This window comes from uncultured Altererythrobacter sp., from assembly GCF_913057185.1.
Lineage (GTDB): Bacteria > Pseudomonadota > Alphaproteobacteria > Sphingomonadales > Sphingomonadaceae > Erythrobacter > Erythrobacter rubellus.
In genome coordinates this window covers 1,182,715-1,200,855 of sequence record NZ_CAJXNK010000001.1, presented here as the reverse complement: position 1 = coordinate 1,200,855, position 18,141 = coordinate 1,182,715, and the positions used below count along the sequence as shown (strand labels likewise).

At 56.9% G+C, this 18,141-nt stretch carries 14 protein-coding genes and 1 tRNA gene; 6 read left to right on the top strand and 9 right to left on the bottom strand.

The window, feature by feature from the left end:
* Positions 1–150: 150 nt before the first annotated feature.
* The 3 genes from QZ487_RS05995 to QZ487_RS05985 are packed head-to-tail and all read left to right on the top strand — an operon-like array spanning position 151 to position 2,856.
* A complete protein-coding gene (locus QZ487_RS05995) occupies positions 151–1,233 on the top strand; it encodes a branched-chain amino acid aminotransferase (RefSeq protein ID WP_285976842.1) in 1,083 nt (360 codons plus the stop codon).
* Positions 1,230–2,195, top strand: a complete 966-nt coding sequence (locus tag QZ487_RS05990; RefSeq protein WP_296023783.1) for a rhodanese-related sulfurtransferase — start codon at positions 1,230–1,232, stop codon at positions 2,193–2,195. The genes QZ487_RS05995 and QZ487_RS05990 overlap by 4 nt, the downstream gene beginning before the upstream one ends.
* A complete protein-coding gene (locus QZ487_RS05985) occupies positions 2,188–2,856 on the top strand; it encodes a glutathione S-transferase (protein WP_296023782.1) in 669 nt (222 codons plus the stop codon). Before QZ487_RS05990 ends, QZ487_RS05985 begins: the two co-directional genes overlap by 8 nt.
* A gap of 129 nt (positions 2,857–2,985) precedes the next feature.
* On the opposite strand, the gene QZ487_RS05980 is transcribed toward QZ487_RS05985, so the two are convergent.
* Positions 2,986–5,094 carry an NAD(+) synthase gene (locus tag QZ487_RS05980; protein ID WP_296024120.1) on the bottom strand — a complete coding sequence of 703 codons (2,109 nt, stop codon included), beginning with the start codon at positions 5,092–5,094 and terminating at the stop codon, positions 2,986–2,988.
* 398 nt (positions 5,095–5,492) lie between these two features.
* Here QZ487_RS05980 and yghU point away from each other — a divergent pair, with 398 nt between their 5' ends.
* The 3 genes from yghU to QZ487_RS05965 all read left to right on the top strand — a co-directional run bounded on the left by yghU (position 5,493) and on the right by QZ487_RS05965 (position 7,968).
* Positions 5,493–6,347 carry a glutathione-dependent disulfide-bond oxidoreductase gene (yghU, locus tag QZ487_RS05975; RefSeq protein ID WP_296023781.1) on the top strand — a complete coding sequence of 285 codons (855 nt, stop codon included), beginning with the start codon at positions 5,493–5,495 and terminating at the stop codon, positions 6,345–6,347.
* 86 nt (positions 6,348–6,433) lie between these two features.
* The gene (locus tag QZ487_RS05970; RefSeq protein WP_285976838.1) at positions 6,434–7,813 is read left to right on the top strand and encodes an MFS transporter; all 1,380 of its coding nucleotides are present in this window, start codon (positions 6,434–6,436) and stop codon (positions 7,811–7,813) included.
* An 80-nt stretch (positions 7,814–7,893) separates the two neighbouring features.
* Positions 7,894–7,968: transfer RNA gene (locus QZ487_RS05965), tRNA-Gln, on the top strand.
* A 22-nt stretch (positions 7,969–7,990) separates the two neighbouring features.
* Here the strand turns inward: QZ487_RS05965 and QZ487_RS05960 are convergent.
* The 8 genes from QZ487_RS05960 to QZ487_RS05925 form a co-directional block, all read right to left on the bottom strand.
* The gene (locus tag QZ487_RS05960; RefSeq protein WP_296023779.1) at positions 7,991–8,911 is read right to left on the bottom strand and encodes a glycoside hydrolase family 16 protein; all 921 of its coding nucleotides are present in this window, start codon (positions 8,909–8,911) and stop codon (positions 7,991–7,993) included.
* Between the two features lie 169 nt (positions 8,912–9,080).
* The gene (locus tag QZ487_RS05955; protein ID WP_296023778.1) at positions 9,081–9,845 is read right to left on the bottom strand and encodes an SDR family NAD(P)-dependent oxidoreductase; all 765 of its coding nucleotides are present in this window, start codon (positions 9,843–9,845) and stop codon (positions 9,081–9,083) included.
* A 140-nt stretch (positions 9,846–9,985) separates the two neighbouring features.
* Entirely contained in the window at positions 9,986–10,546 is a 561-nt protein-coding gene (locus QZ487_RS05950) for a class I SAM-dependent methyltransferase (protein WP_296023777.1), read from the bottom strand.
* A 95-nt stretch (positions 10,547–10,641) separates the two neighbouring features.
* Complete coding sequence (locus tag QZ487_RS05945) at positions 10,642–11,313, bottom strand: TIGR02281 family clan AA aspartic protease (RefSeq protein WP_296023776.1); 672 nt, start codon at positions 11,311–11,313, stop codon at positions 10,642–10,644.
* 46 nt (positions 11,314–11,359) lie between these two features.
* Positions 11,360–12,346, bottom strand: a complete 987-nt coding sequence (gene egtD, locus QZ487_RS05940; RefSeq protein ID WP_296023774.1) for an L-histidine N(alpha)-methyltransferase — start codon at positions 12,344–12,346, stop codon at positions 11,360–11,362.
* Entirely contained in the window at positions 12,346–13,578 is a 1,233-nt protein-coding gene (gene egtB, locus QZ487_RS05935) for an ergothioneine biosynthesis protein EgtB (RefSeq protein ID WP_285976832.1), read from the bottom strand. Before egtB ends, egtD begins: the two co-directional genes overlap by 1 nt.
* Before the next feature lie 96 nt (positions 13,579–13,674).
* Positions 13,675–15,048, bottom strand: coding sequence for a class II 3-deoxy-7-phosphoheptulonate synthase (locus QZ487_RS05930; protein ID WP_296023773.1), 1,374 nt, complete (start codon positions 15,046–15,048; stop codon positions 13,675–13,677).
* Between the two features lie 121 nt (positions 15,049–15,169).
* Entirely contained in the window at positions 15,170–18,136 is a 2,967-nt protein-coding gene (locus tag QZ487_RS05925) for a pitrilysin family protein (RefSeq protein WP_296023771.1), read from the bottom strand.
* Positions 18,137–18,141 lie beyond the last annotated feature (5 nt).

Here is an 18,141-nt window from a genome sequence, read left to right as displayed (position 1 = left end):
CGAGGTACTATAGGTAAGTTCGGAACCTATAGAGACTTCGTGAGCGGCGCTTACCGCCGCTGACCATGAAAGGGCGGTTCACCCCGACCGGCGGTGACCGCCCTTTTCATATCTTGCCCTCGTTCCTCCATCTCACTATTCGCAACTTCCATGTTGTTCGACTACATCACCCACCCTTCGCCAACGCCCGAAGCAGAACGCCTCGCGGCAATCGCTGACCCTGGCTTTGGAAAGTGTTTTTCCGACCACATGGTAGTGATCGATTATGACGAAGCGAAAGGCGGCTGGTTTTCCGCGGCGCTCGGGCCCCGCAAGCCGATCCCGCTCGATCCGGCGGCCAGCGTGCTGCACTACGCGCAGGAAATCTTCGAAGGCATGAAGGCCTATAAACTGGACGGCGGCACCATGGCCCTGTTCCGGCCCGAAGAAAACGCGCGGCGTTTTAATGCCTCAGCGCGGCGTATGGCGATGCCCGAACTGCCAGAGAAACTGTTCCTTGAGAGCATCCGCAAGCTGGTGGAGCAGGACAAGAGCTGGTTCCCGCCAGTCGAAGGCGGCTCGTTTTATCTGCGCCCCTTCATGTTCGCATCCGAAGCTTTCCTTGGTGTGCGCCCGGCCAAACAATACAAATTCGTTGTGATTATCAGCCCGTCCGGCAGTTACTTTAAACGCGGCCCTGCCCCGGTGAAAATCTGGGTCAGCCAGGATTATGTTCGCGCGGCCCCCGGCGGCACTGGCGCGGCCAAGACCGGCGGCAATTACGCTGCATCACTCGTGCCCCAAGCCGAAGCGATCGAGCAAGGCTGCGATCAGGTTGTGTTTCTCGATGCGGTCGAGCGCAAATGGATCGAAGAACTGGGCGGCATGAACCTGTTCTACGTGTTCGATGATGGCAGCGTGGTGACACCGCCGCTAACGGGAACAATCCTGCCCGGTATAACGCGTGACAGCCTGATCCAATTGATCCGCGAAGAGGGACTGGAGCTGCGCGAAGAGCCCTACAGCATCGATCAATGGCGCGCGGATGCGGAAAGCGGCAAACTGCTGGAGACTATGGCTTGCGGCACCGCGGCTGTGGTGACGCCTGTCGGCACGGTTGCCAGCCATGATGGCGAGTTCACAATCGGCAGCGGCGGCCCCGGTCAGCTGACCATGAAGCTCCGCGAGAAGCTGGTCGCGATTCAACGCGGCGCAATGGAAGACACCCATGGCTGGGTGATGAAGCTGGATTGACCACAGTGGCGAATGCCCCCATCACCGTTGCCGCGCTATACCAGTTCACGCGTTTTGAGGAGACCGCGTCCTTGCGCGAGCCGCTGCTCGCCAAATGCGAGGAAGTGGGCACGATGGGCACGCTGTTGCTGGCCAAGGAAGGCATCAACGGCACCATCGCTGGCAGCGAGAACGCTATCGCACAAGTGCTTGGCCATATCCGCGCCATGCCCGGATGCGCAGAGCTGGACGTCAAGTTTTCGCATGCCGAGAGCATGCCGTTCAACCGCATGAAAGTGCGTCTAAAGCGCGAGATCGTGACCATGGGAGAGCCCGACATCGACCCGCGCCAAAGCGTTGGCCGCTATGTCGCGCCCGAAGACTGGAACGAACTGATCAGCGATCCCGACACTATCGTGATCGATACGCGCAATGACTATGAAGTCGCGATTGGCACATTCGAAGGTGCGGTTGATCCGGAAACCGCGAGCTTCCGCGACTTTCCGCAATGGTTTCGCGAACACCGCGACGAGCTGCTGGAAGCCAAGAAGAAGGTCGCGATGTTCTGCACCGGCGGGATCCGCTGCGAGAAATCGACCAGTTTCCTGCGCAGCGAAGGCATCGACGATGTCTTTCACCTGAAAGGCGGCATCCTGAAATATCTCGAAACCGTGCCGCAGGACGAAAGCCTATGGCACGGTGAATGCTTCGTGTTCGATCAACGTGTGTCGGTAAAGCATGGGCTAGAGCTCGGCTCTTACGGGCAATGCTTTGCCTGCCGCATGCCGCTTTCTGACGAAGAAATGGCTTCACCCGCTTATGCGGAGGGGGTCAGCTGCCCGCATTGCATCGACGCGCGCAATGAAGAACAGCGCGCGCGTTATGCCGAGCGGCAAAAGCAGCAGAAACTGGCGCGCAAGCGGGGTGAAGAACATATCGGCAAGCGGCTGGAGCGAGACGCAAAAGAAACCGCCGATGACTGAGCATCCCCCGGTCCTCTATTCCTTTCGCCGGTGCCCTTATGCGATGCGCGCAAGGATGTCCCTGTGGAGCGCCAGAATCAGCGTGATCCTGCGCGAAGTGAAGCTTTCCGCCAAACCGCAAGCGCTGCGTGAAATTTCGCCCAAAGCGACAGTGCCGGTGCTGATATCAGCCGATGGCCCGCTGCTCGAAGAGAGTATCGATATCATGCGCTGGGCACTCGGCAAGAATGACCCGGAAGGATGGCTTGCCGGAGATGATCGCGAGCTGATCGAGCGCAATGACGGCCCGTTCAAGCGTCACCTGGACCGCTACAAATATCCCACGCGCTATCCCGATGAAGCGAACGGCGATGAAGAAACCTTCCGTTACGATCACCGTTCAGGCGGCTTGGCCATTCTGACCGATCTCGACACACGATTGGGTGGTCAGAAATACCTCTGCGGCGACACGCGTACGCTAGCCGATATCGCGCTGTTTCCCTTTGTCCGGCAATTCGCCAACACCGACCGCGACTGGTTTGACGTACAAGGCCTGCCGCATTTGCAGCAATGGCTGGAACAGCACCTCGCCTCGGACCTGTTCAAGTCGATCATGCCGAAATTCGTGCCCTGGAAGGCCGGTGACGACCGGATCCTTTTCGGGCCCGATCAAGCCACATAACTAGTCCGGACACTGTGCCAAGGCATCGCGCATGGCATCGATCACCCAGCTGGTCGCCGCGTTTGGACCGGGCCGTTTCAGTCTGGATCGCGGATAAAGGACCAAGGCCCTTCGGCTCGCATACTAGGGTTATCGGGTGTCGGGGAGCTTCTCGCTCTCCGGCACTTTATCGCGCAATTCCTTCAGCCAGACATCGGCCACCGCATCGCTTGGCGCGCGCCAATCACCACGCGGTGAAAGAGCGCCACCCGCGCTCACCTTGGGGCCGTTGGGAATGGCGCTGCGTTTGAACTGGCTGAACGCAAAGAAACGCTTGATGAATTTCTCAAGCCACTCGCGAATGGTCGCCAGATCATATTCGTTCTTCTTTGCTTCAGGAAATTCAGCCGGCCACAGCCCAGCCTTGGCATCCTTCCACGCATGCCAGGCAAGGAAGGCAATCTTGCTGGGCCGCTGCCCCCAGCGGATGGTCTGATGCAGGAAAAAGTCATTCAGTTCATAGGGGCCAATGATGCTTTCCGTGCTCTGGATCTCACCGCCCTCGCCCGGCGGCACTAGTTCAGGCGAAATCTCCGTATCGAGGATAGACAGCAAAACTTCATCGGTTGTCGGATCGAACTGCTCGGTGCTGACAGCCCATCGTATCAGATACTGGATCAAGGTCTTCGGCACGCCCGAATTGACGGCGTAATGGCTCATCTGGTCGCCAACGCCATAGGTGCACCAGCCAAGCGCGAGCTCTGACAGATCGCCCGTCCCGATCACAAAGCCCGAATGGTGCCCCGCCAACCGGAACAGATAATCGGTGCGCAGCCCGGCTTGGACATTCTCGAACGTCACGTCGTGGACCGGCTCCCCGTCAGCGAAGGGGTGCTGCATGTCTTCGAGCATCCGCGTCGCTGCCGGCCGGATATCGATCTCTTCCGCTGTGATCCCCAGCGCCTTCATCAGCTTCCATGCGTTCGACTTGGTGTGATCAGAGGTTGCAAATCCGGGCATGGTGTAGCCACGGATAAAGCTGCGCGGCAGACCCAGCCGATCACAACATTTAGCGGCAACAATCAGCGCGTGGGTGGAATCAAGACCACCCGATATGCCGATCACCATGCTCTTGGCATGGGTCGCCTCCAACCGCCGCATAAGGCCATCGACCTGAATGTTGAAAGCTTCGTAGCAATCTTCATCAAGTTTGTGCTGGCGATTGGGCACAAAGGGGAACCGCCGGACCGGGCGCACCAGACCGCGATCACCATCGCTGGGCGCGAATGCGAAACTGATTGTGCGAAAACTGTCCTCTGGGCGCCCTGCCGCCTCAGCGGCGTCGTTGAACGTCTGCATCCGTGCACGCTCTGCAAGAATACGTTCGCAATCCACATCCGCGATGCACAGCTCTGCATTGAGGCTGAAACGTTCGCTTTCTGCCAACAGGTCGCCCAATTCGTAGATCATCCCCTGCCCGTCCCACGCGAGATCCGTGGTGCTTTCGCCATACCCGCTGGCACAATAGAGATAGGCCGCGACCGCGCGCGAACTTTGCGCCCTTGCCAACAGATGGCGCTCATCCGACTTACCGATGGTGATGTTGCTGGCAGAGAGGTTAGCGAGCACGGTTGCACCTGCCAGCGCCCCTTGCGTCGATGGCGGCGTTGGCGCCCAGTAATCCTCGCAAATTTCGACATGCAGCATGAACCCGGACAAGTTCGATGCCGCAAAAATCAGGTCAACACCGAAAGGCACGGCCTGCCCCGCCACGGCGATCTCCATCCCCCTGATCTCTCGCCCATGCGCAAACCACCGCTTCTCGTAATATTCGCGATAGTTGGGCAGGAAGCTTTTCGGCACAACGCCCAGCAATTGCCCGCGCGCGACAACCGCTGCACAGTTATAGACACGTCCATTGTGCCGCAGCGGCGCGCCGATCAGCAGCACAGGATCAATGTCGGCACTCGCGGCGACAATGCGAGCAACACCAGCTTCCGCTGCATCCAGCAAAGCGGACTGCAAATGCAGATCATCGATTGCATAGGATGACACGCAAAGCTCTGGGTAAACGACAAGATCGACCCTCGCCTCGTGCGCGCGTTCGGCCTCGGCCAGAATTCCATCTACGTTGTAATCAATGTCCGCAGTGCGCGTTTTCGGCGTACTCGTCGCGACACGAACCATCCCGTGCTGGTGCAGGTCGAAGAAGGGGTGACCGCCAGTATCCCGATCTGATTGATCATTTCTTGATACCATTAGGGAATTGTCAGTATCCTGCTCGGGAGCTGGCTCAAGCCAGTCTTCGGGTGAACATATGCCCAGATCGGCCAAGCGTCTTTGGACCGGTGGACGGGCAACTTTCCCCTTGGATTCCCAGCCATAAACAGTCCTGCTTGGCCAGGGATCGCCAAACCGAATGCCAAATTCCTCCGCTGACAGCGGCGGCTTGTACGCGTCACGCCAGGTGCGAATCTTGTATCCAGCCAAATGCATATCGAATTTAGTATCCTTTTGTGATACATTTGGCAAGTTTCGCTACTGCTCTGGAAAGCAATTGGCGACGGACGCTTGGGGACATGCGCCTTGCACTCGTAGCGTCGATGCCCCACCTCTCGAGTTCAGAGAGAGCTTCAAGAGACAGGACACCAAGAAATATGGCCGATCCCACCTACACCCCACCCAAAGTATGGTCAGCAGATACCGAAAGCGGCGGCCGCTTTGCCAACATCAACCGCCCCACTTCCGGCGCGCGCGAAGAGAAGGACTTGCCGGTCGGCGATAACCCCTTCCAGCTCTACTCGCTCGCTACGCCGAACGGCGTGAAAGTCACCATCATGCTGGAAGAATTGCTCGAGTTGGGCCACAAAGGCGCGGAATACGATGCCTACACGGTCAACATCAGCCAGGGCGAACAATTCACGAGCGGGTTCGTGGCTCTCAACCCCAACTCGAAAATCCCAACAATGGAAGATCGCAGCGGTGACAAGCCATTTCGCGTTTTTGAATCGGCCGCAATCCTGATCCATCTGGCCGAGAAATTCGGCGAATTCCTGCCAACCGATCCCGCCGCTCGCGCTGAAACGCTGAGTTGGGTGGCATGGCAAGTCGGCACAGGCCCGTTCATCGGCGGCGGCTTCGGACACTTCTATGCTTATGCGCCGGAGAAATATGAGTACCCGATCAATCGCTATGCGATGGAGACAAAGCGCATCTTTGATGTCGCGGACAAGCGCCTGGCGGAAAGCCGCTTCCTGGCAGGTGACGAATACACCATCGCAGACATGGCCAACCTCCCTTGGCTCGCGCCTTTCACCACGGGCGATATCTACAACGATGCCAAGACCTTCCTCTCGATCGACGAGTATAAAAACGTTGGCCGCTGGGTGAAGGAAATTTCTGCACGCCCCGCAGTGAAGCGTGGCCGCATCGTCAACAAAACCTGGGGCGAAGAGAACCAGCAACTTCGTGAACGCCACTCGGCAGCGGATTTTGAAGGCAAGGATATTTGATCCGGGATATTTGACGTAGTCAGTGCGTTAGGGTTTCGTGGCACAGGGTTTTTGCCTGGGCCGCCAAGCCGTTATTGGAGTGCTGATTGGACCACGTCCCGCCTGAGCGCATCAAGCTGAAAGAGAAGCTGGGCTACGGCGTGGGAGACCTTGCCTCCGGGCTCTATCTCAATTTTTTCGGCTTTTTCCTGTTCTATTTTCTGGTCGATCTGAACGGTCTGGCGCCTGCCGCGATCAGCTTGATGTTGCTCCTGACCAAGCTAGTCGACGCGGTGACTGACCCGATGATGGGCGCAATTTCCGACCGCACGCGCAGCCGCTGGGGCCGATACCGGCCATACATGCTGTTTGGAGCGGTGCCGTTTGGCTTTTTTGGCGTATTGGTGTTTGCAGCGCCAGATTTGAGCCCAACCGGCCTGCTGATCTGGGCCTATGTCACCTACACGCTCGCGATGCTGGTCTACACCTTCGTGAACGTGCCCTACGGCGGTCTGCTGGGTGTGATATCTCCCAGCGCCGAACAACGTGGCAGCGTTACCGCATACCGTATGTTCTTCTCGGCAATGTCGGGGATCTTGATTGGTGTTCTTGGAACTACGCTGGTGCGCGAACTGGGTGGCGGAGACGAGGCAAGCGGCATTATGTGGACAATGGCGTGCATTGCAGGCGTTTCATTCTTTTGCCTCTTGGCAACGTTCTTCACCACCAAAGAACGGATCGAGCCGAACCAGGAAAACGGATCTATTCTGGGTGATTGCAAGGAACTGGTCGTGACCGGCCCGTGGATCGCGGTGGCAATAGCCGCGATCTTGGGCGTCACAGCAATTGCCGCCCGACAAGCCAGCGCGCTGTTCTTTTTCGAGTATGTTGCAGGCGACGATGGCTCGCCGGTCCTCGCGTTTCTTGATCGCCCCGCGCTTTTCCTGACTGCTTTGGCGATAGGTCAGATTACAGGCGTGATCTTCGCCAATTTCCTGCAGCGGCGGTTTGAAAAATCGCATCTCGTGATCTTTGCCGGGGCACTAAAAGCTTCGACGATCATGCTGTTCCACTCCATGCCGCTGGACGCTGTATGGCTGCAAACATTTGCACAATTTGGAGTTGGGATCGGCTTCGGCATGCTGATGGTTCTGGCCTACGCGATGTTCACGGATATCGCGGAATATGTCGACTGGCGTTCGCGTAAGCAGATGACAGCTCTGGTGGTCGCCGCATCAATCTTCGCTGTGAAGACCGGCGTTGCATTTGGTCTCGCTCTACCCGGTCTAATCATCAGTATGACCGGCTTTGTCGCGGGGGAGCAGCAATCCGAAAGCGCCATAATGGGAATCAACCTCGCTTTCGCGATTATCCCGGCGATTGTTCTGGTTCCTGGCGGGATCGCGATGCTGTTTTACAACATCGATCGACGCACTTTGGCGGCAATAGAAAGCGAATTGGCTCAGCGCCGCGCGAGGCCTGCATAGACACTCAGACAAAGGCCTGCATAAAACAGCGCGTTTGCACTTCACATCCGCGCACAAGCCGTTATAGACCGCCCCTCTGCTGGGGTGTAGCCAAGTGGTAAGGCACTGGTTTTTGGTACCGGCATGCGCAGGTTCGAATCCTGCCACCCCAGCCAACCTAATCAAAAATATTTTTGATCATTCCCAAATGCGGACCCAGTCTACTTCCATACTGATTTCATTAGCCTTAATTGCCTCTACTGTGGCCGCAGGCAAGCCAGGATAAGGTGAATTCACTCCATTAACGCCTTGAGGATAATTTCCTCCCAGAGCAAAATTCAAAATTAAATGTTGAGCTCTATCAAATCTCCATTCACCTCGCTCCTCAACCTCCGCTCTTGTAACTCTAAAAAATTCTTCTTCGTCTACAAAAAATCTTACATCTTCAGTACGCCGCTCGACCGTATATATATGCCAATCAGATACTTCTGCACCGTCTTCAAAATTATTTCGCGCCCCAATGCTCTCTCCGCCAGAATATCCAGGGCCATGCAAAGCCGAACTCGTCCACTCCTTTTCACCAACATATTCCATGATATCGGTTTCGCCAGAATTAGGCCAACTACCATATCCGAGAAGCCAAAACGCGGGCCAAACTCCTTGGGCATCAGGCATCCGAATTCGAGCTGAAACCTTTGCATACGTAACATCAAGTTTGTTGCGAGAGTTAATACGGCCAGAAACAAAATCCACTATACGACCAGTTGGTGTTGGATAACCCTCGCGCCATTCAGGTTTGAGAACCAACACTGCATCATCTTCAGAACCTGTTGCAGCTTCAAAGAATATTGTGTCCGAAGAGTCTATATAGGCTTGCTGTTCGTTATTTACCCAAAAATCCGGCCCGACAACATTCCATATACTTCTATCCAGTGAGCCATTCGCAAACTGATCTTCAAAAACCAAGGTATCAAAGGAAGCAGGAGAAGACACGGGTGGCGATGGTGGCAGAACACCCCCTCCTCCAACCGTATTTGGTGGCATTTGTTGCCCTTCGTCTCCACAAGAAACTAAAGTCGAAACCAAGAAAATTGTAATGATGTTTGTAAGAATTTTCATACTGATGATTGAATTTACTACGGTTAATTTACCCTTCCCAAAATCCTCATTAAATTGAACGAAATATTAATAGCGTATTGAATAGATATGAAAATTTAGAAAACATTTGGCCCTGATTGATAACATTCAGTAGGCTTTTAACGCCGACCAAGGGTCAGTAGACCGAGTGCTATACCGTTCCAGCAACACAAAGGCATTGACCCGTGACCCACTCTCCTGATTCCCCGACAAGGTATAGCACACAAGCTGCAATATCACGCGGTGTCCCAAGCCTTCCAGCCGGAAGATTAAGCTGTTCAAGCAGAGGCCCGAAATCCGCGTCTGTCATGTCAAGTGCCTTCTTCACTGTATCTGTCGGCACAAACCCGGGCAAGATCGCGTTGATACGAATCTTTTGTGGCCCCAACTCCAGAGCAAGTGTTTTGGTGAGCATATTCACGCCGGCCTTGGCCGCGCTATAATGCCCGCTTCCGGGAAACGGATCGCGCCCCGCCATCGATGACGTGTTCACAATCGAGCCGCCGTCTTTCATGTGTTTGGCCGCCGCACGTACGCCCCAGAAAACCGACGTCAGATTGACGGCCAGTGTCTTGTCCCATTCTGCCGGATCAAGCTCAGTCAGAGGTGCGGAAACCAGCGATCCACCGGCATTGTTAATCCAGATATCTAGCCGCCCGAATTCATCGACCGCGCGCTGAGCCAGCGCTTCCATATCTTCCGCGCTCGATACATCGGTCTTTTGCGCGACCGCACGCCCGCCGGAATTGCTTTCATTGATCAGCTTGGCGGTATGTTCGATCTGGTCGGTAGAGCGCGCCGCGCAAACCACATCAGCGCCAGCATCTGCCAGCAGCGTGGCGATACCTTCTCCAATGCCGCGGCCTGCTCCCGTAACAACGGCAACCTTTCCAGTAAGATCAAACAGTTCTTTCATGCGCGCTCTCCTACGATCATCGCGGTAAGGGCTAGCTGGGCATAGAGATACGATCCACTAGTGAAATGTCGGTCGATCAGTGAGGGTGGGCGGCTGGCCAAAAGCGAGGTACTTGGGGGGCTGACCAGCCGCCCGGATCGCTACGCAAGCTTGCGCGCGATTTGAAAGTAGGTGCGATTGTCGCCCTGATTGAATTCTTCCAGACTAGCAAATCCACGGTCTGCGATCTCGCTGCGCAATTCTTCCACGAACAGGAACTGGACTTTGGGTATCAGGCCCAATGCTGCGCCGACCGGAGCAATCATGCCGAACCAGCGCATACTATCACCAAGGCACGCTGTGCTGGTGATCAGCAAGCCGCCAGGTTTGAGAAGCCGGTGCGCCTTGTCCAGCGCAGCGCGGGGATTCTCCAGCAAATGCAGTAGGCTTAGCATCAATACAGCATCATAGCTGCCATCAGCGGCCTCAAAACTTTCGATTGAGGTAGCCCTGAATGTCACATCGTCGACGTTAGCTTCCGCCGCATTTATCTTCGCGAATTCCAGCATCTTCTCTGAAACATCGACTGCCGTGACGTGGGAAACGTGGCGTGCATGGGCATTGGCGTAAACTCCGAGTCCCGCGGCGATGGTGAACCCGGCGTTGAACGCGCCGCCCCGTTTATGCCTGGATTTGCTTACCAGCTCTGGCTTGTCTCGCACCGCGAACTGAAGACAAGCCGCCGCATCCGACTGGTATTCGACTTCCTTGCAGAACGGATTTCCGCCCTGCCACAGCCTCTGCCTCCCTTGCCTGGCTAGCGCTGATCAGATTCGGGCTGCGGATTATTAGGCACCAAAATCATGTTGTTGCCCTCAACGCGCCATGACGCGAGCCGCGATAGCAAATTCATCCCGACAACATTGGTCTGACCAAGAGACGGCGCGATTACTACGTCGAGCCCGCGGGCGGCCACACTGCCAAAGCGCATTTCGCCAATGGTAGACAGTTCAGCTGAGACTGGGCCGTTGGCGGTGTTGATGGTAACGGGTAACCCGCCAGGTCGTGGTTTGATCGCTGCGCGATCCGCCAGATCCTGAGAAATGGCCGTTAGCGTAGCGCCCGTATCGACGAGGAAATTTGCCGGCACACCGTTAATCTGTGCGCGCAGCCAGAAATGCCCGTCAGGTGCCATGGGGATGCGGGTTTCGCCGCCTTCAACGATTTGTTCGGGCAAGCCAAACTGCGGAACAGCTATCTCCAGACGTGAATCGAAGCGCGACAATTGCAACACAACGACCAGCAGAACGCCGCCCAATACAACCGTGCTGGCGCGCCGAACCATCAGCCCCAGTGGCACTTTCCGGCGAACCATTAGCGATCCGATCGCGCTTACGGCGATTGCCGCGACCACCATCAACAGCAATCCCGAACGCGGGATCGCGGAAATGGTCATCGCCAGATATTCCCAGAGGGCCTTGATCGACATCACCGGAATATAGGAAGCTAATGGGCGCAGGTCCATCTGCTGCCAACTAGGGTGCGCTGCGCGGGATCGACGCGTCGGCCAACACGAGCGAGAAGCGTTCCTTGCTATCAAGCCATCGATGTGTTGGTGTCCACCCACCTGCCAACAGCAATGTGTTCCCCGTACGTCGGCTGAATTTGTGGCTGTTTTCAGTGTGCAAACTCTCGCCTTGAGCCAGTGCAAATGGCTGGCCTGACACGCTGAAGCTAATGTCTTTCTGCGCGACCAAGTGCATCTCGATCCGCGCAAAGTCATCATTCCAGCGCGCTTCATGCCGCAAGAATTCAAGCGGAATGTCGCCATCGAGCTCACGATTAATCCGACGGACAAGGTTGTAATTGAATTCAGCGGTTACACCCGCCGCATCATCATAGGCGGCGATCAGGACATCGGGATCCTTGATCAGGTCCATACCGATCAAGAGCTTTGAGCCCTCGCCCAGCGTTTCGCGCACTGTCCGCAGCAGATCCACTGCAGTACGCGCGACCATATTGCCGATGGTGGAACCCGGGAAAAAACCAAGTTTGGGCATGTCCGAAACTGCATCAGGCAGTGCGACCTTGCGCATGAAATCCGCCTCGACCGGATAGACTGGAAGGCCGGGAAACTTGGCTGCGAGCTCAGCGGACGAAGCGCGCAGAAAGTCACCAGAGATATCAAGCGGCACATAGGCCGCAGGCGCAATAGCAGACAGCAAAAGCGGAGTTTTAACGGAACTGCCAGAGCCGAATTCGACCACTGCCCTGCCCGGACCGATCAATTCCGCGAATTCACCGCCGCGCGTTTTCAGAATATCGGTCTCCGCGCGTGTCGGATAATATTCGGGCAGCTGCGTGATTTCCTCAAACAATTGTGAACCGGCATCGTCATATAGCCAGCGTGCCGGGATCGCCTTGGGGACTTGCTTCAGCCCTGCCAAAACGTCCTGCCTGAACGCGCGGTCCACGCCATCTTCGTCAAGATTGATCAGCCTCATGCCTTCAGACGCGTTCATCAAAAGTCCTTTGCCAAGCGCAGGCCAGTGAATTGCCAACGCTGATGCGGGTAGAAGAAATTGCGATAAGAGGAACGCGAGTGCCCGCGCACCGTAGCGCAGCTGGCACCTTTCAACACAAACTGGCCGCTCATGAATTTGCCGTTGTATTCGCCCACTGCGCCCGGCGCGGGCTTGAAGCGGGGGTACGGCAAGTAGGCCGAGCGGGTGAATTGCCAGCAATCGCCGAACAGACTGTCGCCGCCAGTGGGTTGCACCCCGCTTGCATCATCCAGCTGGTTACCTGCCGCAGAGTCTTGTGCCTGTCCCATAGCTTCCCATTCGAACTCGGTCGGCAATCGGTTACCAGCCCAGCTGGCAAAGGCATCAGCTTCGAAATAGGAGATATGCGTGACCGGCGCGTCGGGATCGCGATCCTGCCATCCGTTCAGAGTGAATTGCTCGCCTTCGCGCCAATAAAGCGGCGCAGAGATGCGATCGCCTCGAACCCAGGCCCAACCATCAGACAGCCAAAGCGAAGGATTGGTGTAACCGCCATCCGAAATGAACTCTGCCCATTCGCGATTGATCACAAGCCGTTTTGACAGTGCAAAGGGTTCCAGCAAGACCCGATGGCATGGCCCTTCATTGTCGAACGCAAAGCCACTGCCTTCGTACCCAATCATTGCGATACCGCCAGGATGTTCGTGCCAGCCTTCTTTCGCTGATCCCGATTCTGGTAAAGCGCCGTCAAACATCGCTGGGCCGAGCGGGTTCTGGAACAGCGCATGCTTGATATCTGTCAGCAGCAATTCCTGGTGCTGCTGTTCATGCGCGATACCCAGTTCAATCAGATCGCTGTGCGCCGGATCATCAAGCAAACGCTCCATCGCAGCGTCAACATGTGATCGCCATTCGAGGATTTGCTCCAAAGTCGGGCGCGACAGCATCCCGCGCGAGAAACGGGCAATCCGTTCGCCCTCTGCTTCGTAGTAGGAGTTGAACAGGAATGGATACTGCTCGTTGAACAGCTGATACCCGCGCGCATGACCGCGCAGCAGGAATGTTTCCCAGAACCATGTCGTGTGGGCCAGATGCCACTTCGCTGGCGAAGCATCTTCCATCGACTGGATCGTGGCGTCGGCATCGCTGAGCGGCGCAACCAACGCTTTGCTCAAACGCCGTGTTGCGCGAAATCTATCGGCTAGCCCAGCCGCCCGATCAACAACAGCGCTGGCAAGCGATTCAGGCACGTTACTTCTCCCGCGTCAGCTTGTGCTGGCAAGATCATGCCCGAAAGGCGTTACAATTGAAAGGCATGCCCAGCGACTGAAGGTGGCAAACGCTGGTCAGGCCGCGTTGGCCTGTTGCTCGTTCACTTGCTGGTTGAGCATCTCCGCGATCAGGAATGCCAGCTCTAGCGACTGCGCCGCATTCAAACGCGGATCGCAATGGGTGTGATAGCGATCGCCTAGCGCCTCATCTGTAATCGCCACTGCCCCACCGACACATTCGGTTACATCCTGCCCGGTCATCTCGATATGGATGCCGCCCGGATGAGTCCCTTCCGAATGATGCACATTGAAGAAGCCCTTCACTTCCGAGAGGATGCGATCAAACGGACGGGTTTTGTAGCCGCTGTCCGACTTGATCACATTGCCGTGCATCGGATCACAGCTCCAAACCACCGGATGCCCTTCGCGTTTCACCGCGCGCACGAGTTTGGGCAGCCCCTCCTCGACCTTGTCATGGCCAAAGCGGCTGATCAGCGTGATCCGGCCCGCTTCTCGCGATGGATTGAGCACGTCGAGCAGTTCAAGCAGAGCGTCCGGTTCGAGCGACGGTCCGCACTTCATACCCAACGGATTGCCGATGCCGCGCGCAAATTCAATGTGCGCGCTGCCCGGGAAGCGTGTTCGATCGCCGATCCAGACCATATGCGCGCTGGTGGCGTACCAATCTCCAGTCAGAGAATCTTGGCGCGTCAGAGCTTGCTCGTATGGCAGCAGCAGCGCTTCGTGGCTGGTATAAAAGCTTGTGCCCTGCAATTGCGGGACAGTTGCCGGATCAACGCCGCAAGCTTCCATGAAATCGAGCGCGTCGCCAATCTTGTCAGCGGTTTCCGCGAACTTTTCCGCCCAGGGCGTGCGCCCCATGAAATCGAGCGTCCACTGGTGCACCTGACGCAGGTTGGCATAGCCGCCACCGGCAAACGCGCGCAGCAGATTGAGCGTCGCGGCCGCTTGTGAATAGGCCTTTACCATCCGCGCCGGGTCATTGCGGCGCTGCACCGGATCGAAATCGATCCCGTTGATGTTGTCACCGAAATAACTCGGCAATGTCAGGTCGCCTTGCGTTTCCGTTGCGGAACTGCGCGGCTTGGCAAACTGACCAGCCATGCGGCCGACCTTCACCACTGGCCGCTTGCTGGCGAAAGTCATCACAACCGCCATCTGCAAAAGCACGCGGAAAGTGTCGCGGATATTGTTCGGGTGGAATTCGGCAAAGCTTTCCGCGCAGTCACCGCCCTGCAACAGGAATGCATGGCCGTTGGCCACGTCTGCCAGATCCGCCTTCAACGCACGTGCTTCGCCGGCAAAGACTAGCGGCGGATAGACGGACAGCGTCGCTTCCGCCTCGGCTAGTTCAGCTGCGTCTTCGTAATGCGGCAAATGCCGCGCTTCATGGGCTTTCCAGCCGTCGAGTTTCCAGTTGTGCGCCACTGTCACATTCTCATTCCATTAAAATTCAGTCAGAGCGTTAACACGCCCGGACTAAGAAGCACAAAGCACAATATGGACAAAAGGTAACAAAATTTCACGTCATGACCCAAGCTTTGCTTGTCTATCGGCCCATTACAGCAGGCGCCGCTGGCCGGATTGTAGGCGTAGTTTCCGCCAATTCCTGCCCGTGCGGAATCACCGCCAATTGCCATCCGGGACGCGCCGCCAGATAACGTCGCGCTAGCAATTGCATTATTTCAGGCCGCGTGCTGGAATAGTCTCGGATCAAGGTTGGTACCAGCTTTACCCGCTTGGGATCAGTGCTGGCACCTTCCAATTGCAGCAGCCAGAAAAAGTTGCTGGTCGCCGCCCTGCTGTAGAGTTGCCCCAATGGCTGCGTGGCGCGCGCGATTTCCTCTTCTGTCAGTGTTGTTTCGGCCAGATCCTTTGCGATCTGGTTAGCCTCAGCGAAGAACACTGGAACATCTTGCGGCTCCAGCTGAGCCAGAGCCATGATTGTCCCGCCTTGCGGGATGTCGGCCGGCCAGCGAGAGATAGCTTGCGGCGCATAGCTAGCGCCCAACTTCTCTCGCAGCGCATCCATCAGGCGATTGTTGAATATCTCTGTCAGGATTTCGAGCTGGCGAGATTCGCGCAGACGAATAGTGCCGCCTCCAGTGGGCCAAGCGATGACCGCTGCGGCCTGGTTGGCATCGCCGCGATGAGCCAACACCTCGGTCGGCGCGTCAGGTGCGGGGAATGCTGGCAATCGATTGGCGATTTCCGGCGTCAACGGCATGCGCGCTGGCAAGGCACCAAAGGTTTCGCGCAATGTCTGGACCACAGCTTCGCGGTCAAATTCGCCGAATACCAAAACTTCAACCGCCCCTTCTTTAAGGCGAGGCTCCCACACCTCGCGGAAGCCCTCAGGTGTTACCTTTGCCATCATTTCCGGTGTCGATGTGGCCCACCGTTCATCCTTGTCACGCAAGAGGTAATCCAAATCGCGCGAGATCATGGAAGCCGGGCTGGATGAGTAGGACGCATAACCGATCTCTGCTGCAGCCTTGGCGCGCAAGACCGGGTTGGGATCCCAGCGCGGCATGCCCAGTTTGGCCGCGAACAGATAAAGTTGATCTTGCACATCTTCGGAACGGGTTTGCGCCGTGAATGTGAAGACTGCGTCTTCGATCGAGAAATCGAAGCCCATTTTGCGACCGTTTGCGAGACGATCGAGATCATTTTCGTCAATCTCGCCCAGACCCGAGGATACAAGCGCGATTTCGCCGAGCGAAACATAAGGTGCGTCTTCGGCCTCGAATGCGCGATAGCCCGCGCCAAACCGAACCTTGGCCGACACGCGGCCGGGCTCGTCATTGTTCGACCACAAGATGACATTCACACCATTGGCAAATGTCAGCTGCTCAATGTCCAGCAGGCCAATGTCCTTGCGCTCGAGAATCGTCCCGATCGGCCCAATCGCAGGCAATTCGTCGAATGAGATTGTCCTGTTGGCCAAACGCGCATTCTCATCGGGCGATGTGTCGCGGGCCAAAGCCAAACGCAAAGCTGCCTCTTCGGCTTCGCCACTAACAGGTGTTACATAGACGCCGCGAACAACGTCGCCCTCGAACAGCTTTTGCGTTGCAGCGAAAACTTCAGCGGGGTTGAAACGCGGATTGGTCCCGCGAAAGATGTCGAGCGCAACCTGCGCCGAAGCAACCGTCTCGCGAATATCAACCGCGCGCACGATATTGTCAGCCAGCCGCCCGCCTGCAGTCACGCGGGATTGCTCGACCTCGCTGGCAAAGGCGATGTCGAATTCAGCGACCTCGCGGTCGATCTCTTCCTGGCTGGGCGGTGTAGCCAATGCATCCGCGACCACGCCGCGAACATCGGCCAGGGCTGCGTTCCAGTCCCCACCCAAAGGCGCGAAGCTGATAATCGTCGCATCGGCAGAGCGGGAAATGTCGTCTTGCTGGACTTGCGCATAGAGGAAGCTTCCCCCGCTGCGTGCGCGGGTCTCAAGTCGGCGATTGATGATCGCCTGCGCAATGGCTTCGATCATCAGGCCTTCGTTGTAGACCACGGTGTCTTGCACCGGGCGCCACGGGCGCATCACTGCATAAGTCAGGCTGCGCGGCATGTCCGGCTCTGCAATGACGGCAAGCTCGCCCACCGTCGTACCGCCGCTTGACCCAGCCAGCGGGATCGGATCGCCAAAGTCGGGAGCAGGGGTCAACGGCCCCTCGCCCTGCCAATCTCCGAAATAGGTTTCGATCAGTTTAGCCAGGAGCAGCGGATCAACATCGCCCACCGCAACTACCACGGCGTTCTCGGGCCGATACCAGCGCGCATGGAAGGCCTGAACAGTCTCGCCCGTTGCTGCGCCCAGCGTTTCCGGCGTGCCAATCGGTCGACGGTTGGCCAGGCGTTGTCCTGCAAACAGCGTTTCCAGCGTTTTCTCACTGACCCTTTGCTGCGCCCCGCCCTGCTCGCGCATTTCGGCGAGCACGATCGGCACCTCTGCTGCAACATTGGCATCGCTCAACACAGGTTCGCGGATCATGCCCGACAGCAATTTGAAGCTCTCTTCAAGATTCGCTGGGGTAAATGCCGGCAAATTGATGTTGTAGACCGTAGCAGTGGGGCTGGTGCTCGCATTGGTGTCATGCCCCAGCGTCGCGCCCAGCCGCTGCCAGCGAGGGATCGCTTCGCCCTCACCAAGGTATTTGCTTTCACGGAACAGCATATGCTCTAGCAAATGCGCAAATCCCTGCTCGCTATCTTCTTCATGCAAGGAGCCAGCATCGATGCGAACGCGGATCGAAACCTGACCCGGCGGAACGCCATTGTTGCGCACTGCATAGCGCAAGCCATTGTCGATCTCGCCGAACTGCCATTCGCGGTCCACCGGAACATTGCTGCCTTCATACAGCCACGGTGTTTCGTCTTCCGCCTGAAGGAATTGCGGATCAGGCGCGGATTGCTGAGTTGCCGCAATATCCTGAGCCAAGAGCTCAGAGGCGAACACAACCGGAGTTGAAAGGAGAATGATTGCGCCAAATGCGCCGGCAATTGATTTCATGAAAT